This is a genomic window from Priestia megaterium, from assembly GCF_046599315.1.
In the GTDB taxonomy this organism is placed as follows: domain Bacteria; phylum Bacillota; class Bacilli; order Bacillales; family Bacillaceae_H; genus Priestia; species Priestia megaterium_F.
In genome coordinates this window covers 19,228-43,180 of sequence record NZ_JBKIKC010000007.1, presented here as the reverse complement: position 1 = coordinate 43,180, position 23,953 = coordinate 19,228, and the positions used below count along the sequence as shown (strand labels likewise).

At 37.2% G+C, this 23,953-nt stretch carries 21 protein-coding genes; 14 read left to right on the top strand and 7 right to left on the bottom strand.

Going from position 1 to position 23,953, the window contains the following annotated elements:
- Nucleotides 1-68 precede the first annotated feature (68 nt).
- Nucleotides 69-512 carry a YfmQ family protein gene (locus ACLHDF_RS19475; protein WP_413920335.1) on the bottom strand — a complete coding sequence of 148 codons (444 nt, stop codon included), beginning with the start codon at nucleotides 510-512 and terminating at the stop codon, nucleotides 69-71.
- 192 nt (nucleotides 513-704) lie between these two features.
- On the opposite strand from ACLHDF_RS19475, the gene ACLHDF_RS19470 reads away from it, so the two are divergent.
- The gene (locus ACLHDF_RS19470; protein ID WP_013055244.1) at nucleotides 705-842 is read left to right on the top strand and encodes a lmo0937 family membrane protein; all 138 of its coding nucleotides are present in this window, start codon (nucleotides 705-707) and stop codon (nucleotides 840-842) included.
- A 32-nt stretch (nucleotides 843-874) separates the two neighbouring features.
- Here the strand turns inward: ACLHDF_RS19470 and ACLHDF_RS19465 are convergent, their stop codons facing one another.
- Nucleotides 875-1,645, bottom strand: coding sequence for a TatD family hydrolase (locus tag ACLHDF_RS19465; protein WP_413920334.1), 771 nt, complete (start codon nucleotides 1,643-1,645; stop codon nucleotides 875-877).
- A gap of 618 nt (nucleotides 1,646-2,263) precedes the next feature.
- Between ACLHDF_RS19465 and ACLHDF_RS19460 the strand changes: the two genes are divergently transcribed.
- Complete coding sequence (locus tag ACLHDF_RS19460; RefSeq protein ID WP_413920333.1) at nucleotides 2,264-2,659, top strand: SET domain-containing protein; 396 nt, start codon at nucleotides 2,264-2,266, stop codon at nucleotides 2,657-2,659.
- Between the two features lie 36 nt (nucleotides 2,660-2,695).
- Here the strand turns inward: ACLHDF_RS19460 and ACLHDF_RS19455 are convergent, their stop codons facing one another.
- Entirely contained in the window at nucleotides 2,696-3,838 is a 1,143-nt protein-coding gene (locus ACLHDF_RS19455; RefSeq protein WP_413920332.1) for an AI-2E family transporter, read from the bottom strand.
- 127 nt (nucleotides 3,839-3,965) lie between these two features.
- Here ACLHDF_RS19455 and ACLHDF_RS19450 point away from each other — a divergent pair, with 127 nt between their 5' ends.
- Nucleotides 3,966-4,199 carry a hypothetical protein gene (locus ACLHDF_RS19450; RefSeq protein WP_413920331.1) on the top strand — a complete coding sequence of 78 codons (234 nt, stop codon included), beginning with the start codon at nucleotides 3,966-3,968 and terminating at the stop codon, nucleotides 4,197-4,199.
- A 280-nt stretch (nucleotides 4,200-4,479) separates the two neighbouring features.
- Here the strand turns inward: ACLHDF_RS19450 and ACLHDF_RS19445 are convergent, their stop codons facing one another.
- The 3 genes from ACLHDF_RS19445 to ACLHDF_RS19435 form a co-directional block, all read right to left on the bottom strand.
- Nucleotides 4,480-5,010 (bottom strand): DL-endopeptidase inhibitor IseA family protein, encoded by a 531-nt coding sequence (locus ACLHDF_RS19445; RefSeq protein WP_413920330.1) that lies wholly within the window; start codon nucleotides 5,008-5,010, stop codon nucleotides 4,480-4,482.
- A gap of 622 nt (nucleotides 5,011-5,632) precedes the next feature.
- Nucleotides 5,633-7,207 carry a lactate permease LctP family transporter gene (locus ACLHDF_RS19440; protein ID WP_413920329.1) on the bottom strand — a complete coding sequence of 525 codons (1,575 nt, stop codon included), beginning with the start codon at nucleotides 7,205-7,207 and terminating at the stop codon, nucleotides 5,633-5,635.
- A 68-nt stretch (nucleotides 7,208-7,275) separates the two neighbouring features.
- Complete coding sequence (locus tag ACLHDF_RS19435; RefSeq protein WP_413920328.1) at nucleotides 7,276-8,232, bottom strand: L-lactate dehydrogenase; 957 nt, start codon at nucleotides 8,230-8,232, stop codon at nucleotides 7,276-7,278.
- Nucleotides 8,233-8,564: 332 nt separating this feature from the next.
- Here ACLHDF_RS19435 and ACLHDF_RS19430 point away from each other — a divergent pair, with 332 nt between their 5' ends.
- Complete coding sequence (locus ACLHDF_RS19430) at nucleotides 8,565-9,440, top strand: cation diffusion facilitator family transporter (RefSeq protein WP_413920327.1); 876 nt, start codon at nucleotides 8,565-8,567, stop codon at nucleotides 9,438-9,440.
- A 140-nt stretch (nucleotides 9,441-9,580) separates the two neighbouring features.
- Nucleotides 9,581-11,599 carry a methyl-accepting chemotaxis protein gene (locus ACLHDF_RS19425; RefSeq protein WP_413920326.1) on the top strand — a complete coding sequence of 673 codons (2,019 nt, stop codon included), beginning with the start codon at nucleotides 9,581-9,583 and terminating at the stop codon, nucleotides 11,597-11,599.
- Between the two features lie 37 nt (nucleotides 11,600-11,636).
- Here ACLHDF_RS19425 and ACLHDF_RS19420 read toward each other — a convergent pair whose 3' ends face one another.
- On the bottom strand, nucleotides 11,637-12,548 hold the full coding sequence (locus ACLHDF_RS19420) for an RluA family pseudouridine synthase (protein WP_413920325.1): 912 nt from the start codon (nucleotides 12,546-12,548) through the stop codon (nucleotides 11,637-11,639).
- A 155-nt stretch (nucleotides 12,549-12,703) separates the two neighbouring features.
- Here ACLHDF_RS19420 and ACLHDF_RS19415 point away from each other — a divergent pair, with 155 nt between their 5' ends.
- From ACLHDF_RS19415 to ACLHDF_RS19375, 9 genes are all read left to right on the top strand, one after another.
- Nucleotides 12,704-13,096: a DUF5365 family protein gene (locus tag ACLHDF_RS19415; protein WP_413920324.1), complete on the top strand. Its 393-nt coding sequence runs from the start codon at nucleotides 12,704-12,706 to the stop codon at nucleotides 13,094-13,096.
- 402 nt (nucleotides 13,097-13,498) lie between these two features.
- A complete protein-coding gene (locus tag ACLHDF_RS19410) occupies nucleotides 13,499-14,293 on the top strand; it encodes a SurA N-terminal domain-containing protein (protein ID WP_413920323.1) in 795 nt (264 codons plus the stop codon).
- A 189-nt stretch (nucleotides 14,294-14,482) separates the two neighbouring features.
- Complete coding sequence (locus tag ACLHDF_RS19405) at nucleotides 14,483-15,253, top strand: L,D-transpeptidase (protein WP_413920322.1); 771 nt, start codon at nucleotides 14,483-14,485, stop codon at nucleotides 15,251-15,253.
- A 123-nt stretch (nucleotides 15,254-15,376) separates the two neighbouring features.
- Nucleotides 15,377-16,915 carry a GNAT family N-acetyltransferase gene (locus ACLHDF_RS19400; protein WP_413920321.1) on the top strand — a complete coding sequence of 513 codons (1,539 nt, stop codon included), beginning with the start codon at nucleotides 15,377-15,379 and terminating at the stop codon, nucleotides 16,913-16,915.
- A gap of 113 nt (nucleotides 16,916-17,028) precedes the next feature.
- Complete coding sequence (locus tag ACLHDF_RS19395; RefSeq protein ID WP_413920320.1) at nucleotides 17,029-17,583, top strand: glycerol-3-phosphate responsive antiterminator; 555 nt, start codon at nucleotides 17,029-17,031, stop codon at nucleotides 17,581-17,583.
- 178 nt (nucleotides 17,584-17,761) lie between these two features.
- Nucleotides 17,762-18,589: an MIP/aquaporin family protein gene (locus ACLHDF_RS19390; RefSeq protein ID WP_413920319.1), complete on the top strand. Its 828-nt coding sequence runs from the start codon at nucleotides 17,762-17,764 to the stop codon at nucleotides 18,587-18,589.
- A 67-nt stretch (nucleotides 18,590-18,656) separates the two neighbouring features.
- Nucleotides 18,657-20,147: a glycerol kinase GlpK gene (glpK, locus tag ACLHDF_RS19385; protein ID WP_413920318.1), complete on the top strand. Its 1,491-nt coding sequence runs from the start codon at nucleotides 18,657-18,659 to the stop codon at nucleotides 20,145-20,147.
- Between the two features lie 187 nt (nucleotides 20,148-20,334).
- A complete protein-coding gene (locus ACLHDF_RS19380; protein WP_413920317.1) occupies nucleotides 20,335-22,014 on the top strand; it encodes a glycerol-3-phosphate dehydrogenase/oxidase in 1,680 nt (559 codons plus the stop codon).
- A gap of 164 nt (nucleotides 22,015-22,178) precedes the next feature.
- On the top strand, nucleotides 22,179-23,933 hold the full coding sequence (locus ACLHDF_RS19375) for a phospho-sugar mutase (RefSeq protein WP_413920316.1): 1,755 nt from the start codon (nucleotides 22,179-22,181) through the stop codon (nucleotides 23,931-23,933).
- Nucleotides 23,934-23,953 lie beyond the last annotated feature (20 nt).

Genomic DNA, 23,953 nt, shown 5'->3' with positions numbered 1-23,953 from the left:
AGTTTGGTGTTTTTGAATAAGGTAGCTTCAAACTTAAAACTAAAAAAGCCGCCGGATAGGCGACTGGTTTAAGCTAGGTCAGCTGTTATAGACTGCTTTTGAAGGTGATCAGACAGTAGGCTGTAAGCAATAATTTTCTTTTTATATTTTTTCACGACATCGACATGATCATGATAACTGTATACGCATAATCGAACATCGTTTTTACCTTTTTTCATATCGATAACAAGTGGAGTTTCACTGTCTTCTAAGTGTTTATAATAGTCCTTATTTCCTTCATGGACATAATATTGTTTTAAAAATGTTGCTTTATTAAAATAATCAATCACTTGAATTTTATCTTTGCCTTCTAAGTATTTCCCACCAACTGTGACAGTAACGTTTTGATCATCAAGTGTTGGGTGTAATTGAAATTTAGTCATAAGCCATTTGACAACTGGAGTTGGAAGACACGTTACTAATATTTTGAGCGCACTTACAAGAATGATGGAAAGTAATACAATCCATGTCATAGTTAATCATCTCCGCTATAGTTTAAATTAAATAAGATTACATACTTATTTTACCACAGAGAACATGAGTGCTTTTTGTACATTGTGTGAACCTTCCTCAGTGAATAGATGTATATGAAATACGTTTATTTACGCTCGTTTAGGGAAATATAAAATCATAACAAATACTACATATAAAAAGGAGAAAAAATCATGTTGTGGACGATTATTGGACTTTTATTTATTTTTTGGCTGTTAGGATTAGTTTTTCATATTGGCGGCGGCATCATTCACATTCTTCTTGTTATTGCAGTGATTGTGCTAATCGTAAAACTTGTGAAGCGAATTTAGATATAAAAGGCCTTTCCTTAGGGAAAGGCCTTTTATATGGAGAGGTTATAAAAACAAGATGTATTTTGATATAAAAGTTCATATGTTTCCGTTACAGAAACCCTTTTAAGACGTGCTATTTGCTGAACAGACTGATGCATCATTGATGGAACAGTGGTCTGGTTTTGAAAAGGTCCTTCAAATGGCCAAGGTCCATCTGTTTCTACCATCAAATAGTCAAGAGGGTAGTCCTTTGCAAGCGCTTGGATTTTAGACTTATATAAAATATCAGGTGTAACTGAAATATAGTAACCGTTGTTTTTCATTCGTTCAACAGTCTTTTTAGCTCCTTTGAACCAGTGGAAGTGAGCTTTAGACACAGAATGTTTTTCTAGTAAGTCACACACAATCTCAGCATCTTCATATACAGCGTGAAGAATTAAGGGCTTTTTCCATTTCTTTGAATGGATAATAAAAGCTTCGAGTAGCTCCAAATAGGGATCTAAAGAAAGCCTGCACTTCTGACTTAGGTAATAAGGCAGACCGACCTCACCAACAGCTATCATTTCTGCATTGTGTTGATCAATCCAAGCAAACAGCTCCGTTAATTCATTTGAAGAAGGCAGCATTTGTTCAGGATGAAATCCGTAGGCGGGTTTCACGCAGGAATACAACTTGCTGATTTTTTGATTAAGTTGGCAAGAGTGTAAAGTAGAAGATACAGAAATAAGTGCTTGTAACGAAGCATCCTTCTCAATTATGTCTTTCCAACTTTGCGGTTCATATTGATCGAGATGAATATGAGAGTCAATGATTCGTGTCATAAATACCACTCCGTCCAGCTCATTTGGTTTAGCAATAATACGTTAGAAAATGTATGATTCTATTGGGGTTTCATCTTATTTTTAACTTCGGTTCCCACATTTTGTGATAGATGAAAACGTATAAATGACAAGGGCTAACCAAATAAAAATAAAAGACCAAAAAACGCGTTGAGCTAAAATCTCCCCTAATGCTACGTGTTGAACCAGCTTCCAATAAATTGGTATTAGCCTCACATAAGATAAGAAAGGGCCGTATACACCACGCTATCTTTGTTATGATTTAAATTCATTTGAAACCTTCTTTTTAACATGAGATAAAATTAGCAATAAGAATCATAGATTAATAAAAAAGTAGCAAAAACGATTATATCATAGAGAAAAACGATCTTTTAAGGATTAAATACACCTAAAAAAGGAGTACGTACAAGGTCATTGCGTTTCCATGTCTAAGATAAAACAATATCGTATCTCAAGGTAAGTGCTTCCGTAAGCAGATATGATAAGCACTTCTTCAGCTTATATTCAAGTGGTTATGAAAAACAGTTGATTTCATCATCAGAAACTGTCAAGCTTAAGGAAGAAAAAAATCTTAGAGGAAAGAATATATAGGTGACGAATATGATCGAAATAAAAGCGTCTGCGCTAAGCGACGGAGAATTTAATAGAGGTGTGTTTGCTGAGCAAGATATAAAAAAAGGAACGCTTATTCACGAAGCTCCTGTTATCGCTTACCCTAATAAAGAGCATGATTTTATTGAGAAGACAACACTAGCTGATTATGCTTTTGAGTATGGAGTGAATCATACGGCTATTCTTTTGGGATACGGTATGCTGTTTAATCATTCATATACACCGAATGCTACGTATGAAATTAATTTTGACAATCATACCTTTGATTTTTACGCTTATACGGATATCCAAGCGGGGGAAGAAATTCTCATCAACTATAACGGAGATGTAGATGATCAAGAGCTCCTTTGGTTTGATCGTGAAGACGAAGACGAACAAAAGTAAAAAGTTAAGCCCATCGAAAATCGATGGGCTTTTTTATTATACTTTTTTATCTGGATACATAGTAGAATTCAAACGAATGAATTGGTAAATATGCGTGATAATAACTTTTAAAACGGCATATCCAGGGACGGCTAAAATGATACCGACGATTCCGAATAAGTTTCCGGCCGTTAGAATGACAAAAATGACCGTAATTGGGTGAATGTCTAGGCTTCTTCCCATAATTTGTGGAGAGATTACTTTACCTTCAAGTAATTGAACAACTGCCCAGACAATGGCTAGCTTTACAAGCATAAAAGGAGACGTAATAAACGCAATAATAATGGCTGGGATAATGGCGATAATCGGACCAAGGTAAGGGACAACATTGGTTACCATGGCGATGATCGCTAGAAGTAATGCATAATCTAATCCAATAATGAGATACCCAATAAAAAGCAGTACCCCTATACAAATCGCCACAAAAATTTGTCCGCGGATATATGCACTTAATGCGTGGTTCATATCGGCTAAAATAAATTTAGCCTCAGAACGAGAGCGGTTTGGAAGCAGCTTGACAATGTAATTAGGTAGATTTTTTCCATCTTTTAATAAGTAAAAAAGAATAAAGGGTAAAACTGCAACAGATAATATAATTTCTGTAATGGTGCCGACAAAGTTCACAACACCGGTTGAAAATCCAGAAACATATTTACTTAAGTGTTTTGATGCATCTTTTGAAAGTTTGTCTAGGTCCGTGTTAGCCGACTGAAGACCTTGTTCGACATATCGGTTATTTGAAAGGTTCGTCACCGCATGCTGAACGTCATGTGTCAGCTCTGGAATATTATTAATGAGACGCTGAACCTGATCTTTTAGCGGCGGAATAACCGATGAAATAATAATAGCTAACGCACCGATGATTACTATGTATAAAACAAGAATGGAAATAATTCGTTTTACACCTTTTCGTTCCAAAAAGTCAACAAGGGGATTAAATAAATAAAAGCAAATTCCTGCTAAGATAATCGGCAGTGCGATTGTTTTAATAAAAATAGAGATAGGAATTAAAATAAATCCGATTTTTGATAACGAAAAAATAGTCATGCTGAGAATAAAAATAATAATTGTATATACAACAAATTTATTATTTAAGATTTTTTCTCGGAAAAAAGTTTCTTTCTGAGGTCTAGGTTCCAAGCTGTTCAACTCCTTTAAAAAATAAATGTATAGTTATCATACCCTGATTTAGACTAATTTAAGAGGGTTTTTTACAAAGAAGTGTGCATACTAGTAGAAAATCTTCCAGCAAGAAGGGGTGAAATCGTTGAAAGAACAAAAACAACCACCGTATGATGATTTCTCTACAGTAGAAAAAAGTCACGAGTATATAACGGCTGAAGAATTTCCAGACGGTCCCTTCGGCTCTTCTGTTAATCAAAAATTAGGAAAATCTACTTCGTGGGAAAAAGGACAACGAACGTATAGCGCATTTAATTATGAAAATAAAAATCTTCATGAAAAAGCTCAAAGATTATTCCCGAGCACATCCTGTACATGATAATCCAGAAGCCCATGAACAAAATCCAAGCTAATGTCTTTATTATGTTTCGTATATATTGTCCTATCTTTTTGCCAAATCATGTTGACAATAAGGAATTTAGCCTGTAATATAAAACGTAACTTATCACTGTTTCTACAGGATTCGACAAAATTTGGTTTACTTAAATTTGTGATCTCAACTTCTATTTACAGCTATTAGAGCGCTGTAAGTAGAAGTTTTATTTATGTTATAGACACAGAAGAAAAAGCAGGTCTGCTGAAGCGGACCTGCTTTTTTATTATTGAACAGCGTCAAATTTATTTACTTTCCACTGTGAACCAGATTGGTAGAACGTCACGGTGCGTTTTACGCTGCCGCCATCTACAGTTGGAACGGTGAACTCATAAGAGCGAACTTTTGATGTTTGATACACGAGCTTTGTTTTTGCTTTTGACCACTCTAACATGCTGAATCCGTCACCGACTGGATGAGCCAGTTTGCCGTTATATGTGATGTAGCCGTAATTTGTTAATCCCTTTTCTACTGCACTATTTGTAAACGTCTCAGATAAGTAGCTTGATAGTTCAGCTTTTGTATCAAATTCAGGGCAAAGGTACACATACTCAGTTCCTTTATATTCAAATGTACGTTCTGTACATGGATTGTTTTTGTAACCGTGCAGAGCATTCCAGAAATGATTGCTGGCACTAGCTGCAATTTTGACAGCATTTGCATCCGTTAGCGTTTGAGATGTTGTTTGTGCTGTAACTCCAGTGCTTAGTGTAAAGAAAATAGCGATTGATGATAAAACTAGTCCAATTTTTTTCATTTCTAACTCACTCCTAATTAATTAACGTTGTTTATGTAACAATTATGTGTTTTATATTTCTTTTATTACATTTATATTACAATAAACTTGTAACAAAAGAAAGTGTTTTGTCTTTTTTTTCTTAAATTTTTTTAGTTTTTTACTAGTTTTTAAAGTAGATATAGTAAGATAAATGCTGGTAAATGTTAAAATAACAGTATTTTTGAAAGCTTTGTTCCATTTTTTATTCTTTTTGTTACAAATAAATTTTTTTGTAATGAAAATGTAACAAAAGGAGTGAAGTACTTTTACTATATAGAAAAATAAAGATAAAGCGGTGAAAATGTGAATGTAAAAACTATTCTTCCTTTTTTTAGGTGTATTCCTTTTGCATTTTCCAGCTTTGTTAGTAGAGTAGGCTAAGAGAGAGGCGGAATTATGAAAGCTATTATACATAGTGAGAAAAGTGGAGTAGCAAGCATGAATTGCAGAGATCTTCAGGAGATAAACCTTGAAAGAAGGGAAATTCAGAATAAAAAGATCCGATCCCCTGTTAGCTCTGTGGATCGGATCTTTTTATATAATCAAACGTTTGTTTAAATGAAAGAAACACGATAATAGCAGGATTCTTAGCTATTTTTTATCATAACCACCAAGCTAATAAAAAGGTCATAAAACCTCCTAGTATCAAAAATCCCATACTGTATTTGAGCGTGTATTTAAACAGTTCACTTTCTTTTCCAGCCAATCCCACTGCTCCGGCAGCTACAGCAATTGATTGAGGAGAAAGCATTTTAGCCATCACTCCGCCGGCAGTATTGGCTGCTACGAGAATAATTGGCAAGACATTAATTTGCTGAGCTGTAGTTAGCTGCAAATTGCCGAACAGTGCATTATTTGATACGACAGACCCTGTTAGAAACACGCCAATCCAGCCAAGAAATGGGGATAAAAATGGAAAATAAGCAGCCGATGTAGCGAGCGCCAATCCAAGTGTGGAAGACTGTCCTGAATAATTTGAAATAAAAGCAAAAGCAATGACCATCATTATAGCCATAATAGGTCTTGATAATTCTTTTACGGTTTCTAAAAGAGTGGTCCATGCCACTTTTGGCGACACGTTAAGCAAGAAAACTGAAAGGATACAAGCGATAAGAATTGCTGTACCTGTAGCTGCAAGTACGTCTATTTTTAAGACAGCAGCATAAGGCGTAGGTTCTTTTACTAAAGGCGCCGCTTTAATTACGTGATTGTGTAAAAATGGGACGTTAATAAGCAGGTTCGTATGTTCAAGCACCGTTTTGACAAAGGAAATGCTCCGAGCCGTCACGAGTATCGTTAATAGAATGAAAGGAGACCACGCTTTTAAAATTTGTTTTGCTGACAGGCCGAAGCTTTTAGCTGTTGCCGGTCTTGTTCGTTTAATATAAAAAGCAAGAGCAAGCAAACTTACAATAGAAGATGTGATATTTGGAAGTTCAGGGCCGATGTATGTAACAGTTAAATACTGTGTCATTGCATAGGAAACGGCTGTGATGCTCGTTGCTTTCCATACGTCTTTTAATCCTTTTATACCATCCATAATAAAGACAAGGAGGAAAGGAATAAGCAAAGAAATAATCGGAAGCTGCGTCCCAAGAAAATGAGCAATTTCTTTTGGATCGATGCCAGATACTTGGCCTGCGACAATGACAGGGATTCCCATGGCGCCAAACGCTCCTGAAGCTGTATTGGCAATTAAGCATAGCGCAGCTGCTTTTAACGGTTTGAATCCAAGTCCAACTAGAAGTGCTGCCGTAATCGCAATTGGAGCGCCAAATCCTGCTGCACCTTCTAAAAAAGCATTAAAGGAAAAAGCAACAAGCAGCATTTGCAAGCGGGAGTCATCGGTTATTGAAATAATAGATTGTCTGATGATAGTAAACTGTCCGCTTTTGACAGTTAGTTTGTATAAAAACACCGCTCCGATAATAATATAGCTGATGGGCCAAAGTGCATACAGAAACCCATAGTCTGTAGCTCCTAAGACCATTGAGGTAGGCATATCATAAAAATAGATAGCAATAATCATAGAAAGAATTACCGTAATACCGGCAGCTATATGTCCTTTTAGTTTTAAAAGAGTTAGAGCAATAAAGAAAAAGATAATGGGGATAAGTGCAATTAGTGCAGAAAGCCAAATATTATCTAACGGATTATATACCTGAGTCCATGTCATATTCATACACCTCTACTACATATTTAAAATAAGGGAGCGGGGGAGTCCCCCGCAAAAATCTTTAGATGTTACACAAAAGCTCTGTCGCGAGTTTGCTTAAGAATGCTAGCAGAGTGCTCGAGCTGCTGTTGTTCGTGAGGAGTTAAGTTCAATTCGATAATTTGACGCACTCCGTTTTTATTAATAATGGCTGGTACGCCGATATACACATCAGAAATACCGTATTGTCCTTCTAACAAAGCAGATACTGTTAAAATAGAGTTCTCATTATCTAAAATAGCCTTGGTGATGCGTACAAGCCCCATCGCAATTCCGTAATAAGTGGCTCCTTTTCGATTAATAATATGATAAGCCGCATCGCGCGTTTGTTCGAATAGATGCTGCATATCCGGTTCTTTTTCGATAGCGGCAGTATTGATAAAATGTTCAAGCTTCACACCGCCAATTTGCGCATGGCTCCAAACAGGAAATTCCGTATCTCCGTGTTCGCCCATAATATAAGCGTGGACGTTGCGAGAATCTACTTCGAAATAGTCGCTTAGCAAGTAGCGGAAGCGAGCTGTGTCAAGGATCGTTCCTGAACCAATTACTCGTTCATTTGGTAACCCTGATACTTTTTGTGTAACGTGTGCGAGAATATCAACTGGATTTGTTGCGACTAAAATGATGCCGTCAAATCCGCTGTTCATAATATCTTTTACAATACATTCAAAAATTTTAACGTTTTTTTCAACTAGATCTAAACGTGTTTCTCCTGGAGCTTGATTAGCGCCCGCTGTAATAACTATTAAATCAGCGTCAGCACAGTCTTTATAATCTCCAGCCCAAATTTTCATCGGTGTGGCAAATGGCATTCCGTGATTGATATCGCGTGCTTCACCTTCCGCTTTTTCTTTGTTCATATCGATTAACACTAATTCATTGGCAATACCTTGATTCACTATTGAAAAAGCGTAGCTTGAGCCGACAAAACCAGTTCCGATAACGGCAACTTTTCGTGTTTTTGGTGTAAATTGTGTTTTCATTTGTATCATCCTTTGAATTTTATTTTGTGATGTTTTTCACAATATTAGTGTAACAAGAATAAATAGCCTCGGCTGTGATAAAAATCACCCCCTTAAAAAATAATGAATAATTTCATCCTGCGATTTGAAAAAAGGGTCTTTCTACATGAAGTGCCACACTTAGAAAGATTTTAAACGTTTAAAGTGTTGAATAAAGGCAACTTGTTTTGCAGAAAGCTAAAGAGTTTAACGTTCTCTATTTGTGTGTTAACAGCCAATAATGTTTCTATAGACCCACACGAAATCCATTTGTTACACTAAGTTTGCTTATTTTGAATAAAGGAGCTGAAGGGATGGAGAACTACTATGAGCAAGCCCAAAAAGGAGCTTGGGTTAGCATCTTATCATATATCTTTTTATCAGCGTGTAAACTTATTATTGCGGGTGTCACCGCTTCCTCTGCGCTAAAAGCCGACGGTCTTAATAATGTCACAGATATTATTGCGTCAATTGCTGTTTTAATCGGCTTAAAAATCTCTAAAAAACCTCGTGATAATGATCATCCCTATGGACATTCCAGAGCGGAACATATATCTTCACTTATTGCTTCTTTTATCATGATGGTAATCGGACTAGAAGTATTGGTCGATGCGGGCCAGTCATTATTTATGGACAAATCTGAAGCGCCTAATTTACTAGCTGCTTGGGTAGGTCTCGGAGCAGCTGCCGTTATGGGTGGTGTATATCGATATAATATTACGCTTGCTAAAAAACTTGATAGCCAGTCTTTATATGCGGTTGCTAAAGATAATTTATCTGATGCACTTGTTAGTATAGGGGCTGTTGTAGGAATTTTCGGCTCACAATTCGGCCTGCCCTGGCTCGATGTGGTAGCTGCTTTTGCTGTGGGAATTATTATTTGTAAAACCGCCGTCGAGATTTTTAAAGAAGCTGCGCATTCCTTAACGGATGGCTTTGATGAAGAAAAGTTAGGGCACTACAAAGAAAGCATCGGGCTTGTAGAAGGTGTAAAAGAAGTAGAAGATGTGAAAGCCCGCAAGCTTGGTAATCAAGTCGTGATTGATGTAACTGTTAAAGTAGATCCTCATTTAAATGTTATCAAAAGCCATGAAATTGCCGATCAAATTGAACATATGATGAACTACGAACATCAGATTAAAGATACGCTTGTTCATATTGAACCCGATGCATACGAAAAGCAAAAATAAAACCAGCACGTTCTTTCGTTATGAAAGGATGCGCTGGTTTTATTTTTAGAGAATTTGAAATAAATCACAAAAACTTCTTCAAAAATAAAAATAAAAAGCCGTTATTAGTAATATAAAGATTTTTGTGGAAGGGTGAGGGAATGAAAAGGTTAAGTGCAAAGCTTGTAGTATTTTTTAGTATTTTTATAGCTGTTTTATTATTAGTTGTTTCAGGAACTGTTTATCAATTTACAAAAACACAAATAGAAAAAGATGTAGAAGTTCAGTCTCAAAGTCAAGTAAAAGAGTTAAAAGAAACGATTCATACGTACTTAGACATGTATAGTCGTTCGTTACTAACGTACAGTGAAAATGATGTAATCGTTAATTTTGTTAAGCAGGAAGGAGATCAAACAGATCAAGAGAAAAATCCATATTTTACATGGCACACAGTTGAAAAAGAGTTTACGCAGTTTAAAGAAAAGTATCCAAACCTGGCACTTGAATACATAGGGACAAAAAATAAAGGGATGTATTCTGTTCCTAAGCAAGAGTTTGGTTCAAACTATGATCCGACTTCAAGGGTATGGTACAAACAAGCAGTGGAATCACCTGATGAAGTTATTTATACGGATCCATATGAAGATGCAGCAACAAAAAAGACCGTCGTGACAATCGCGAAGGCTATCTTAGACCCAGATACTAAAAATGTGTTGGGTGTTATAGCTACTGATTTAGATTTAGATGCATTAAAAGCAATTGTAGGGAAAGCAGAAGTAAATCACGGTGGTTATGCATTTTTATTTGATCAAAATGGCACAGCGCTCGTTCATCCAACAGAAGCTGGAAAAAATTTAATGAATCAGCCGTTTATGAAAAAAATGTACGAAGCAGATGGAACTAGAGATTTCATGAAGTATACCTTTCAAGGTGAAGAGAGGGTAATGGCATATGACACTCTCGAAGGGACGAATTGGAAGATTGGAAATGCCTTTATTTATAATGAAATGCTCTCAAGTGCTCATCATTTACTGACTGTTATTGTGTGGATTGCGTTAATTGGTATCTTATTATCAGTGATACTAACCATCCTTTTCTCAAGAATTATTACTGATCCGGTTCGCCGCTTGAAAAACGAAGTAGCCAAAGTAACAGCTGGCGATTTGACGGTTCAGGTGAAAACGAAGTCAAAAGATGAAATTGGTGAGCTTACTCATTTATTTAATGATATGGTAGCTAAAATGAAAACATTGATTGGGACAGTTCAGACGTCTGTTGAGACAGTAAAAACGTCTGTTGAAGACTTGAGCGCCGTATCTGAAGAAGCAACTGCATCGAGTGAGGAAATCGGCCGGGCTATCCACGAGATTGCCAGCGGCGCCACGCAACAAGCTTCTGACGCTGACTCTACTAATCATAAAACGATGAGTTTATCTTCGCAAATTGAAGAAGTCATAGAACAAAACGTACAGATTAATAAGATGACGTTTGAAGCTGTAAGCATCAATGAAAAAGGCTTAAAACAAATGCAGCTGCTTCGTAACCAAACCACTGAATCGTCTCAAATGATTCATGCTGTTCAAACTGTAATGGAAGAGTTAACAAGTAAGATGAAAGAAATTGAATCTATTATTTTCACGATTAACGGTATTTCAGATCAGACAAATTTACTTGCATTAAATGCTAGTATTGAAGCAGCTCGTGCAGGAGAGCATGGTAAAGGATTTGCGGTAGTAGCTGAAGAGGTACGAAAACTGGCTGAACAGTCCTCACAGGCCACTGAACAAGTTCGTCATACGATTGCAGCAATCCAAGGGGAAGTTGCAGCTGCGCGTGAAGAATGCAACCGTACAGAAGAGCTTTCAAAATCTCAAGATTTTGTTGTAGGAGATACAGAACAAGCTTTTCATGAAATTGCAACCACGATTGAACAAGTAGCAGCGGCTGTTGAACATGTGACAAGCAGCATGGACAGTATTGATGAGCATAAGGAAGACGTGGTAGCGGCCATTCAAAGTATAGCAGCTATTGCACAGCAATCAGCAGCGGGAACTGAAGAAATTACGGCTTCTACTGAAGAACAAATTAGAGCTATTTCTACTGTTTCTCAATCGGCTGAACATCTGCAAGAGATTAGTGAAGAATTGGCGAACTTGATTCGTCAATTTAAAATTAAATAGAAAAGAGCGCCAATATCATATTGGCGCTCTTTTCTATTTAATAGGAAAACAAGTTGCTATACGGTAAAAAAACCTGCTGATTTGGAGGTGCAACAGCTGACACGAGCTGATGTGTAAATGGATGTATAAAAGAAAGCTTAATGGCATGTAAAGCTTGCTGCTGCTCTTTTAGTCTATTTCCTCCATAAAGCGTATCACCAAGCAACGGATGGCCGATATGACTCATATGAACGCGAATTTGGTGAGTGCGTCCGGTCTCTAGCGAAAGTTCAATAAGGGTCTCGTTTTTTACCGTATTGCGTTTTAACACCCGATAAGATGTTTTGGCAGCTTGTCCCGTTCTAGATACTCTTCTTCTTGTAGCGTGATGACGATCACGTCCAATAGGTTCATTGATGATTCCTTCCTCTTTTTTTATGATTCCTTGGACGAGAGCAATATAAGTCCGATTAATTTTACGTTCAGCGAGCAGCTGATCAAATACAGAGCTTGCTACAAAATGCTTTGTGAATAAGATAGCACCTGATGTATCACGGTCCAAACGATGAACGTGTCTGGGCTTTGTTTTGAGGCCCGTTTTTTGAAAATAAGCAGCTACAGCATTTAAAAGAGTTTTTTGGTCGTGTTCTGATGAAGGATGAGTATCTATCTTTATTGGTTTGTTTACGATTAGTACGTGCTCATCTTCAAACAAAATCTCAATCTCAACATTGTGAGGTGTTATTTCGTTAGGCTCTGTTTCAAAAAAAGGGAGTGACACTGTATCATCTTCCTTAAGCGTGTTTTTCCATGGTAAAGGTTCACCGTTTATATGCACATTTTTACTCATCCGAAACTGATGCAACATTTTTTTAGGAATACGCCATTTCGTTTTTAAATAATCTTCAATCGTTTGACCTGCGTCATTCTTTGAGATTTTGTCTTCTAGCCATTGGCCGTGTATATTCATATTTAATCCCTTCCTTACATACTAGTAAATATCATTTAATCTTCAAAAAGAACTTGTAAATAATTAGGAGGAAATAACTACCTGAAGTTCTCGTTTTATGTTTATGTTATGCTAAATAAAGAGACATAAGTTAAGAGAAAAAAGGGGGGGTAACCATGAAAATTGCCCAAGCAGCTCCGCCAGAAATGGAGAATTACATAGAAGAGTTGACTGAACAGCTACGCTATGACTTGTTACCTCGGTATGTATCTGTAGATAAGCTTAATCCCGATGAATTATTAAATCCAGATTATTGTACAGACCATTTATATAATGGCTTACTCGATGAAGCATTGCAAGTCATTAGTAGCCTTCAGACAATAATTGCCGTGATTGAAGCGATTCAACATCGGCCGATTGAAGAAAGCGACTGCGAGCAATTTGAAAAAAATATTGTCATTTTAAAAAAATATGGATTCTTATTTCCTGTTTCCATTGAATGTTTCGCAAAAGAAAACAATTTGATTACGTATTCGTATGAATCGTTTTATAATTCATACATAAATTGAAAAGAAAAAAGCATGATTATCCCATGCTTTTTTCTTTTTTTAATGAATTTTGGTTCTCAATTGGATAAAAAAAGAACATGTGATAACCTTAAACTCGTATAAAGTTCTTATAGAAATATAAAATCAAATATTAGCGCTTTTCATATGACAAATAAATTGAAATAATACAGATGTATAACGAACTGTAAATTATGTAAATCATACTAAATAATGTTATGATTAGACAGGCCGTATAAAGAAAAGCATTTACCTTTTATAAGATTACAGAAAGTTTCAATCTTATTACATATGTTTAAAATTAGCCTAAATGGTTTCTTTTTACGTCTATATCATATACAATGCCCCCTAGATGATTTTTTCGAATAGCTAATAATCGTTTAGGATTATGAAAGGAGATTAATCATGAAAAAACTGATGTATACATTGCTCATTGGATTAATTGCTGCAGCTTTAACAGCATGCGGTTCAAACGATGATGCAAAGCAATCAAAAAGTGATGATCAAAAAACTGCACAAACTGAGAAGCAAAAAGAGGCTCAGGAGAAGCAGGAAAAGCAAGCAAAAGAAATGCAGAAAAAATTAGATAAACAAAAAGTAGATGAGAAGAAAACTGTAGCAGTTGTAAACGGTAAAAAAGTTTCTGGTGAAGAATACAATGCAGCCCTCGCTACATCACAAAATCAGTACCAACAAATGGGACAGGACCCAACATCTAAAGAAGCAGCTAAACAAGTAAAGCAGCAAACAATTGATAATTTAGTAGGTCAAACGCTGCTATTGCAAGAAGCTGAAAACAAAGGGTATAAAGCAACGGATGAAGAAGTAGATAAAAAGTTCAAAGAAACAAAAAAGCAGTTCAAGACAGATAAACAATTTAAAGCGGCTTTAAAAGATGCAGGATTAACTCAATCGCAATTAAAGTCTGAGCTGGCTGACAGCATTAAATATCAGCAGTACGTAGATAAAGATATCCAAACACCAGAAGTAACGGATAAAGAAATTCAAGATTATTACGATCAAGTTGCAAAACAAAGTCAAAGTCAAGCAAGCGGCAGTAAAGAGCAATCTCAAATGCCAAAGCTTGAAGACGTAAAGCCTCAAATTAAGCAGCAGCTTGAACAACAAAAGAAACAAGAAGCATTAGAGAAAAAAGTTGAAGAACTTAAGAAAAATGCAAAGGTTGAAGTGAAGCTTTAAATGCAAATAAAACGGCCCTTTAAAGGGCCGTTTTTTTGTTATGTAAATTTATTGTTTCTTGTCAGTAAAAGGGGAAATGTGATAGATTTTGTTATATTTTAACTTATAAGGGAGAAAGTGTTCTTCTGTTTTGTGTTTCATCTTATACTTTCCTTATATAGACATAAGAAAAATTGGGGGAGTCAATGAATGAAAAAAATGGCTATTTTTTTAGTTGGGCTTGTTTTTTTTCTCGCAGGGATGGGTCTGACAGGAAATGCTTCTGCGGCGTCAAATCAACTTATTATCATTAATAAATCTACTAATACCCTTGCTTTTTATGATGGAGGAAAATTAGTAAAGACGTTCAAAGTTGCGACAGGGAGGCAAATGAGTTATACACCAGAAGGTACCTTTAGCATTGTGAATAAAATTAAAAACCGCCCTTATTATAAAGACAATATTCGAGGAGGAGATCCTAGGAATCCACTAGGAGATCGCTGGCTAGGATTAAATGCGCGTGGAACATATGGCACGACGTACGCTATTCATGGAAATAATAATCCAAGTTCTATCGGGACCTACGCAAGTTCAGGCTGCATTCGCATGTACGATGAAGAGGTGCGCTGGCTGTTTGACCGCGTTCAAACCGGGACAAAAGTAGTTATTGGTCAATTTCATTCTCAAAGTTTTGATTCAATCGCTGTTAAAAACAAATACAAAGTAAGCAGCGCTCCAGTAGCCCAGAATCTTTGCAAAACGAAAAAGCTCTCAAAAGGCCAAATTGGTTTTGTAACGATTCAATCACCGATGGTTTTATTAAAAGAAGAAAAAGGAAAATGGGTAAAGATTCGTACATTAAATCGCGGTGAGCGTTATAATGTATATAAAATAGACGGCATTAAAGTCTCTTTAGGACCAGGATTTATTGAAAATTATCCAAATAAAAAAACATCTATAAAATTAGATATTTGCAAATAGAAAATACCGTTCATATAGCTGCCTATATGAACGGTATTTTTTGAATTTTTAATAATGTTTATTATAATAAAAAACAGGGAAACTAATTGCCTAATGAAGAGAGAGAAAGGGTTGTTTTAGCGTATGTCTACAATAGATTTATCGAAATTCGAGAAAAAAATGATTATTCGTAACATCAAACCGGACGATATAGATGAAATTTTAGCACTTCAAAAGCTATCCTTCCCCGGAATGGATCCATGGAAAAAAGAACAGCTTGAGAGTCATCTGGCCATTTTTCCAGAAGGACAAATATGTGCAGAATACGACGGGGAAATTATCGGATCTTGTTCAAGCTTGATTGTGAACTTTGATGAGTACGATGATCAGCATACGTGGGACGATATTACAGACGAAGGGTACATTACAAATCATAACCCGGAAGGCTATAATCTGTATGGAATTGAAGTAATGGTTCATCCAAAATACCGCGGCATGAAAATAGGACGCCGCTTATATGAAGCGCGTAAAGATTTGGCACGTGAATTGAACCTAAAAAGTATCATCATCGGAGGAAGAATTCCCAATTACCATAAGTATTCAGGTGAAATGTCACCTAGAGAGTATGTAGAGCAGGTTATTCATCATAAAATTTATGATCCAGTGCTATCTTTTCAGCTCATGAATGGATTTACGCTAATGCGTATAAACCCTGGTTATCTTCCTGATGATCTAGCTTCTAATAAGTACGCAACGTTGATGGAATGGAATAACGTAGATTACGTTCGCCGTTCAAAACGTCATTTTAAAACGTCATTCCCAGTGCGCATTTGTGTTGTTCAGTATATGATGAAACAAATCAATTCATTTGAAGAGTTTGCAACACAGGTAGAATATTATACAGATGTTGCTTATGACGCAAAAGCGGACTTCTGCGTATTTCCGGAAATTTTCACAACTCAGCTAATGTCTTTCTTGAATGAAAAAATTCCAAGCAAAGCAGTTCAGCGCGTAGCAGAATATACAGAGGAGTACATTGAGCTATTCACTAACTTAGCGGTCAAATATAACGTAAATATTATTGGAGGATCCCACTTCGTCGAAGAAGATGATGGAGATATCTTTAATATTGCGTACCTATTCCGCCGAGATGGAACAATTGAAAAACAGTATAAAGTGCATATTACACCTAATGAAAGAAAATGGTGGGGAATTAGTCCAGGAGATAAAGTCGAAGTGTTTGATACAGATTGCGGTAAAATTGCGATCCAAATTTGCTATGACATTGAATTTCCGGAGCTTGCTCGTATTGCTACAGATAAAGGTGCAAATATTATTTTTACGCCATTCTGTACGGAAGACCGTCAAGGCTATCTGCGCGTAAGATACTGCTCTCAGGCGCGTGCGATTGAAAACCAAATTTATACGGTTATCGCAGGTACAGTTGGAAACCTGCCTGAAACAGAAAACATGGATATTCAGTACGCTCAGTCTGCTATTTTTGCACCGTCTGACTTTGAATTTGCACGAGACGGCATTGTAGGAGAATGTAACCCTAATATTGAAATGGTGGTTATTGGAGATGTAGATTTAGAAATTCTTCGTCGCCAGCGTCAATCAGGAACGGTTCGTCAATTAAAAGACCGACGCCATGACGTTTACAATATTAAATATAAAAAATAACGTATTTTCTAAAGACATCATGCAGATGCATGGTGTTTTTTATTTCAACTTTTGCCATAATAAAAACTATTACAATGAATGTTGTGTACTAACCATGGAAAAGAGGGGAAAACATGAGTTTTCATGGACAATCGGTATTACCCGCTGTTCGAGATATGAAGCAATTAGAAAAATTTTTAGTAAGTAATTATGAGTACGGAGTTCTTTTAGACAATCAAGTAGGCATGCTAAAAGGAATCATGAGAGAGGTCCATAAGCATGAAAAGAAACTAATCATTCATTTAGACTTAATTCATGGCTTAAAGCACGATGAGTATGCGGTTGATTTTTTGTGTCAAGAGTTTAAGCCTGCGGGAATTATTTCGACAAGAACAAACGTCATTTTAAAGGCTAAACAAAGAGGGATTTATGCCATTCAACGGGTATTTCTATTAGACAGTACGGCTTTGAAAAAAAGCTACGAATTAATGAAGAAAGTAAAACCCGATTATATTGAGCTTCTTCCTGGAATCGTGCCCACCTTAATCCAAGAAGTCAAAGCTGAAACGGGTATTCCAGTTTTAGCTGGAGGTTTAATACGAACGGAAGAAGAAGTTCGTAATGCTTTAGAAGCCGGGGCTTCTGCTGTTACAACATCAAATAGAGAACTGTGGAGTATTTCAACTTAAAAAAACTGTTTGACAACGCTTTCACCATCTAGTAAACTTCTAGATAAGTTAATAGATGTGAGGGAGAATAGGAGATCCACGATATAGCCTTTTAATGATTTTATTAGGGGGATGTATGGTGGATTTTCTTATTTTCTTGTAAAGTTAATCGTTTTCATACAAAGGGGAGGTTGTTTATATGCAAGCATTCTTAGGAGAAATAATTGGAACAATGATTTTAATTATCCTTGGCGCTGGTGTATGTGCGGGCGTCAATTTAAAAAAATCGTTTGCTGCTAATTCAGGATGGATCGTTATCACAATGGGATGGGGAATGGCAGTAGCCATGGCAGCATATGCGGTTGGTAATATGAGTGGGGCACACTTAAACCCAGCGTTAACCGTAGCGCTTGCTATTACAGGTGATTTTCCGTGGTCACAAGTACCGATGTACATCTTAGCTCAGTTTATTGGAGCCATTCTTGGTGCAACAGTTGTTTATTTACACTACCTTCCACACTGGAAAGAAACAAAAGATGCTGGTACAAAATTAGGCGTATTTGCAACGGGACCAGCAATTGCTAACCCATTTGCAAACATTTTAAGTGAGGCAATTGGAACGTTTGTATTAGTTGTAGGAATCTTAGCAATCGGGGCAAATAAATTTACAGATGGATTAAATCCTTTAGTAGTAGGATTTTTAATTGTAAGTATTGGTTTATCATTAGGAGGGACAACAGGCTATGCCATTAACCCTGCTCGTGATTTAGGGCCTCGTATTGCTCATGCTATCCTGCCGATACCGGGCAAAGGCGGTTCAAACTGGAAATACGCCTGGGTACCAGTAGTGGGTCCTTTATTAGGCGGATCAATTGGCGCAGTATTTTATCAAGCGGCATTCTTAAATAAAATGTCTAGCAGCTTATGGATTGTCTTAAGCATTGCGGTGATTGTTTTAGCTGTTGTGTATACTATTTCAAAGCAAAAAGCAGCGCACTTGCAGTCAGCTGTAGTGCCGAAAAAGTGAATGCGCTTTACCATCAAACTATGTACAATAAAGAAACAACATTATATAGAGAATAGGGGATATTGATATGGAAAAATTTATTTTATCTTTAGACCAAGGAACAACGAGCTCACGAGCGATGTTATTTAATAAAAAAGGTGAAGTGGTACACGTAGCACAAAAAGAATTTACACAGTATTTTCCAAAACCAGGCTGGGTAGAGCACAATGCTAACGAAATTTGGGGTTCTATCCTTGCAGTTATCGCATCTTGTTTGTCTGAGTCAGGCATTCATGCAGATCAAATCGAAGGAATTGGGATTACCAATCAGCGTGAAACAGCAGTGGTATGGGAAAAAGCAACAGGAAATCCGGTATACAATGCTATAGTATGGCAATCCCGTCAAACATCTGGTATTTGTGAAGAGTTAAAAGAAAAAGGATTAAACGATACGTTCCGCGAAAAAACTGGATTATTAATTGATGCATATTTCTCTGGAACAAAAGTAAAGTGGATTTTAGACAACGTAGAAGGTGCACGAGAAAAAGCGGAAAACGGTGAACTATTATTTGGAACAATCGATACATGGTTAATTTGGAAGCTATCGGGCGGGAAGGCTCATGTAACCGATTACTCAAATGCATCCCGTACTCTTATGTTCAACATCTATGATTTGAAATGGGATGAGGAGTTATTAGATATTTTAGGAGTGCCAAAATCGATACTTCCAGAAGTTAAACCTTCATCTGAAGTATACGCTCATACAGTAGATTATCATTTCTTTGGTAAAAATATTCCAATTGCTGGAGCAGCAGGGGATCAGCAAGCAGCTTTATTTGGACAAGCGTGCTATGAAAAAGGAATGGCGAAAAACACCTACGGAACAGGCTGCTTTATGCTAATGAATACGGGTGAAAAAGCGGTTAAATCAGATCACGGTTTGTTAACAACGTTAGCATGGGGAATTGATGGAAAAGTAGAATATGCGCTTGAAGGCAGTATTTTTGTAGCTGGATCTGCTATTCAATGGCTTCGCGACGGTTTAAGAATGTTTAAGGACGCGGCTGAAACTGAAAACTATGCAAGTCGTGTAGACTCTACAGACGGCGTATATATTGTTCCAGCTTTCGTAGGACTTGGAACGCCGTATTGGGACAGCGATGTGCGAGGAGCAATGTTTGGATTGACACGCGGTACAAAAAAAGAACACTTTATCCGTGCAACGCTTGAATCACTAGCCTATCAAACAAGAGATGTATTAAGTGCAATGGAAGCGGACTCCGGTATTACATTAAAAACGCTTCGTGTAGACGGTGGGGCAGTGAAAAATAACTTCTTAATGCAGTTCCAAAGTGACGTCCTAGACGTTCCGGTTGAGCGTCCGCGCGTGAATGAAACAACAGCGCTTGGGGCAGCATATTTAGCGGGTCTTGCGGTTGGCTACTGGAAAGGTTGCGATGAAATTGCGCAGCAGTGGAATATGGAAAAATCTTTTGAACCGAATATGGAAGAAGAAAAGCGTGAAGAGCTATATAGCGGCTGGAAGAAAGCAGTACACGCAACAATGGCGTTCAAATAAGTATTTGATGAAAACCCTTTAATTAAATCTTCATATATGCTATAATATAATCAAGTTAATAAATTGGTTGGAGAATCGGAGAGACCACAGATCCATATGTAGACATACTATATATGTGATTTGTGGTCTCTCTTTTTTGCATATTGGAAAATTTTGATATCTTTGAAAAATGAAAGGGGAATGGCGTATGTTTTCAAGTCAAACACGTTCAAATAAATTGGTAGATATGACACAAAATCAATATGATTTACTAGTAATTGGTGGAGGAATTACTGGGTCAGGTATTGCACTTGATGCTACTCATCGAGGTATGAAAACAGCATTGGTTGAAATGCAGGATTTTGCAGCAGGGACATCTAGCCGTTCAACGAAGCTTGTTCACGGTGGCTTACGCTATTTAAAACAGTTTGAAGTTAAAATGGTAGCAGAAGTTGGTAAAGAACGCGCTATTGTATACGAAAATGGTCCACATGTCACGACTCCGGAATGGATGCTGTTACCTTTCCATACGGGTGGAACATTCGGGAAATTCTCAACTTCAATTGGACTGCGCGTATATGATTTCTTAGCTGGTGTAAAACGCTCAGAGCGCCGTAAAATGTTTAGTGCAGAAGAAACGCTTAGCCGAGAGCCGTTGGTTAAATCTAAAAACTTAAAAGGCGGCGGGTATTACGTTGAATATAAAACAGATGATGCACGTTTAACGATTGAAGTAGCTAAAGAAGCTGCCGCAAGAGGAGCAGATTTAGTTAATTACACAAAAGTGGAAAACTTCATTTATGATAAAGGCAAAGTAGTAGGAGTGGTTGTGCGTGATCAGCTTGCGAATAAAGAATATAATATTTATGCAAAAAAAATCGTAAATGCTGCAGGTCCGTGGGTGGATACGCTTCGTGAAAAGGATAATTCAAAAAAAGGCAAGCAGCTTCAATTAACAAAAGGAATTCACTTAGTTATTGATCAAGAGCGCTTCCCGTTAAAACAAGCTATTTATTTTGATACACCTGATGGACGTATGGTGTTTGCAATTCCGCGTGATGGAAAAACATACGTGGGCACAACAGACACGGTCTATAAAGAAGACGCTAGACATCCGCGTATGACTGTGAAAGACCGTCAATATGTAATTGATTCGATTAACTACATGTTCCCAACGGTTGATATTACGGTAGACGATGTAGAGTCAAGCTGGGCGGGTGTTCGTCCACTTATTCACGAACAAGGAAAAGATCCTTCTGAAATTTCGCGTAAAGATGAAATTTGGACATCAGAATCAGGTTTAATTACAATCGCCGGCGGGAAATTAACTGGATATCGTAAAATGGCTGAAATTGTTGTAAATCGCGTAGCTGAAGATTTTAAAGCGGAAGGACGCGAATTTGAAAGCTGTCAAACTAAGTATTTACCGATTTCCGGAGGGAATGTAGGAGGTTCAGGTGGCTTCCCAACGTTTGTAGAGCAAAAAGTCAAAGAAGGCATTAAATTAGGGTTATCACGTGATGCTGCTGAAAAGCTTGTAAAACGTTATGGTTCAAACGTAGATAAAGTATACCGCTACATGATTGAACGTCCCGATCAGCTAAAGAACAGCGACCTTCCAGCTAGTGTATTTCTGCAAATTCAATATGGCATAGAAGAAGAAATGGTTTCAAAACCAGTGGACTTCTTTATTCGACGTACGGGCGCTTTATTCTTTGATATCAACTGGGTAAGAAGCTGGAAGAAACAAGTGATTGCTCATATGGCCCAAGAGTTAAAGTGGACGCCTGAGCAAACAAAAGCTTATACAGATGAATTAGAACAGCACCTTCATGACGCAGTTGTACCAGTAGATGAAAAAGTTAACCGTATGACAGGTATTTCATGATAAAATAAAAAAGTACCTCAAAATTTGTCAATACAGCCATAATATAATAGCAGGAAGTCAAATTTTGACGAAGAAATATAATATAACTGTTAAAAAAAGAGAAAGGCGATTATTCGTTTTTCTCTTTTCATACATATTTACATTTATGTAAGGGGGCTTTTTTTATGAGTTGGAAAGAAACGTATACATCTTGGATCAATCACCCAAATTTAGATCCTGAATTGCGTCAGAATTTAGATGCAATCAAAGGTGATGAAAAACAATTAGAAGATAGTTTTTACAAAACATTGGAATTTGGAACAGGCGGAATGCGTGGAGAAATTGGAGCGGGTACAAACCGTATGAATACGTATACAATCCGAAAAGCTTCCGAAGGCTTTGCTGAGTATATCAAACAAGCTGGCGAAGAAGCTATTAAGCAAGGCGTAGTCATTGCGTATGACTCTCGCCACAAATCACCTGAATTTGCGATGGAAGCAGCAAAAACATTAGCAAGTCACGGAATTAAAACGTATGTATTTGAAGAGCTAAGACCAACACCTGAACTTTCATTTGCGGTGCGTGAGTTAAACGCATTTGGAGGTATTGTTATTACAGCGAGTCACAATCCTCCTGAATATAACGGATACAAAGTATATGGTCCAGACGGGGGTCAGCTGCCGCCAAAAGAAGCTGATGAATTAGTTGGTTTTGTAAATGCTGTAGAAAATGAGCTTACATTAGCCGTTCAATCTGAAGCGCAGCTAAAAGAAAAGGGTCTTATTGAAATGATTGGTTCAGCGATTGACGAAGCATACAATGAGAAACTAAAAACGATTTTAATTAATCCAGAGCTAGCTTCTGAAACAGGCAAAGACTTAAAGGTAGTTTTTACACCTCTGCACGGTACAGCTAATAAGCCAGTTCGCAAAGCGCTTCAATCAATCGGCTACGAGAATGTCACGGTTATTGAAGAACAAGAACTTCCTGATCCAAATTTCTCAACGGTTAAATCCCCGAACCCTGAAGAGCCAGCTGCATTTGAGTATGCTGTTCGTAAAGGAAAAGAAATTGATGCAGATATTTTAATTGCAACAGATCCAGATGCAGACCGTTTAGGCATTGCTGTCAAAGATCCAAGCGGTGAATATGCGTTATTGACAGGAAACCAAACGGGTGCTTTATTACTTCACTATTTGCTTTCTCAAAAGAAAGAAAAAGGCGTGCTGCCTGTTAATGGCGTTGTGTTAAAAACGATTGTAACGTCAGAGATCGGCGCACAAATTGCTCGTTCATTTGGACTGCAGGTTGTTGATACCCTAACAGGTTTCAAATTTATTGGTGAAAAAATTAAGCAATATGAGCAAACGGGTGAGTATACATTCCAATTTGGTTACGAAGAAAGCTATGGCTATTTAATTGGTGATTTTGCTCGTGACAAAGACGCTGTACAAGCAGCCATTCTAGCAGTAGAAGCTTGCGCTTATTATAAAAAGCAGGGCATGACATTGTATGAAGCGCTTCAGGAAGTGTTTACTAAGTATGGTTTTTATCGTGAAGGTCTGAAATCTTTAACGCTTAAAGGAAAAGAAGGGTCTAAGCAAATTCAGCATATTTTAGCTACATTTAGAAATGAGCCTCCTACTGACATTGCAGGATTAAATGTGTCGGTTGTAGAGGATTATACATTAAGTGAGCGCCAGCATATTAAAGCAGGAAAAGTAGAAGAGATTACATTACCAAAATCAAATGTATTAAAATATATTTTAGAAGACGGTTCTTGGTTCTGCCTTCGTCCGTCTGGTACAGAGCCAAAGGTGAAGTTCTATTTTGGCGTCGTGTCAGAAGATGAAACAACGAGTATTGCCCATTTAGAAGCTGTACAAACAGCTGTAATGGGTGAGGTAGAACGTGTATTAGACAAAGTGAAAACGGTATAAAAAAAAGCCTGCTCAAATTT

Bases quoted from the DNA above. Each gene is read 5' to 3' on its own strand.
- ACLHDF_RS19475 (WP_413920335.1), bottom strand. From the start codon at position 512: ATGACATGGATTGTATTACTTTCCATCATTCTTGTAAGTGCGCTCAAA.
- ACLHDF_RS19470 (WP_013055244.1), top strand. From the start codon at position 705: ATGTTGTGGACGATTATTGGACTTTTATTTATTTTTTGGCTGTTAGGA.
- ACLHDF_RS19465 (WP_413920334.1), bottom strand. From the start codon at position 1,645: ATGACACGAATCATTGACTCTCATATTCATCTCGATCAATATGAACCG.
- ACLHDF_RS19460 (WP_413920333.1), top strand. From the start codon at position 2,264: ATGATCGAAATAAAAGCGTCTGCGCTAAGCGACGGAGAATTTAATAGA.
- ACLHDF_RS19445 (WP_413920330.1), bottom strand. From the start codon at position 5,010: ATGAAAAAAATTGGACTAGTTTTATCATCAATCGCTATTTTCTTTACA.
- ACLHDF_RS19440 (WP_413920329.1), bottom strand. From the start codon at position 7,207: ATGACATGGACTCAGGTATATAATCCGTTAGATAATATTTGGCTTTCT.
- ACLHDF_RS19435 (WP_413920328.1), bottom strand. From the start codon at position 8,232: ATGAAAACACAATTTACACCAAAAACACGAAAAGTTGCCGTTATCGGA.
- ACLHDF_RS19430 (WP_413920327.1), top strand. From the start codon at position 8,565: ATGGAGAACTACTATGAGCAAGCCCAAAAAGGAGCTTGGGTTAGCATC.
- ACLHDF_RS19425 (WP_413920326.1), top strand. From the start codon at position 9,581: ATGAAAAGGTTAAGTGCAAAGCTTGTAGTATTTTTTAGTATTTTTATA.
- ACLHDF_RS19420 (WP_413920325.1), bottom strand. From the start codon at position 12,548: ATGAATATACACGGCCAATGGCTAGAAGACAAAATCTCAAAGAATGAC.
- ACLHDF_RS19415 (WP_413920324.1), top strand. From the start codon at position 12,704: ATGAAAATTGCCCAAGCAGCTCCGCCAGAAATGGAGAATTACATAGAA.
- ACLHDF_RS19410 (WP_413920323.1), top strand. From the start codon at position 13,499: ATGAAAAAACTGATGTATACATTGCTCATTGGATTAATTGCTGCAGCT.
- ACLHDF_RS19405 (WP_413920322.1), top strand. From the start codon at position 14,483: ATGAAAAAAATGGCTATTTTTTTAGTTGGGCTTGTTTTTTTTCTCGCA.
- ACLHDF_RS19400 (WP_413920321.1), top strand. From the start codon at position 15,377: ATGTCTACAATAGATTTATCGAAATTCGAGAAAAAAATGATTATTCGT.
- ACLHDF_RS19395 (WP_413920320.1), top strand. From the start codon at position 17,029: ATGAGTTTTCATGGACAATCGGTATTACCCGCTGTTCGAGATATGAAG.
- ACLHDF_RS19390 (WP_413920319.1), top strand. From the start codon at position 17,762: ATGCAAGCATTCTTAGGAGAAATAATTGGAACAATGATTTTAATTATC.
- glpK (WP_413920318.1), top strand. From the start codon at position 18,657: ATGGAAAAATTTATTTTATCTTTAGACCAAGGAACAACGAGCTCACGA.
- ACLHDF_RS19380 (WP_413920317.1), top strand. From the start codon at position 20,335: ATGTTTTCAAGTCAAACACGTTCAAATAAATTGGTAGATATGACACAA.
- ACLHDF_RS19375 (WP_413920316.1), top strand. From the start codon at position 22,179: ATGAGTTGGAAAGAAACGTATACATCTTGGATCAATCACCCAAATTTA.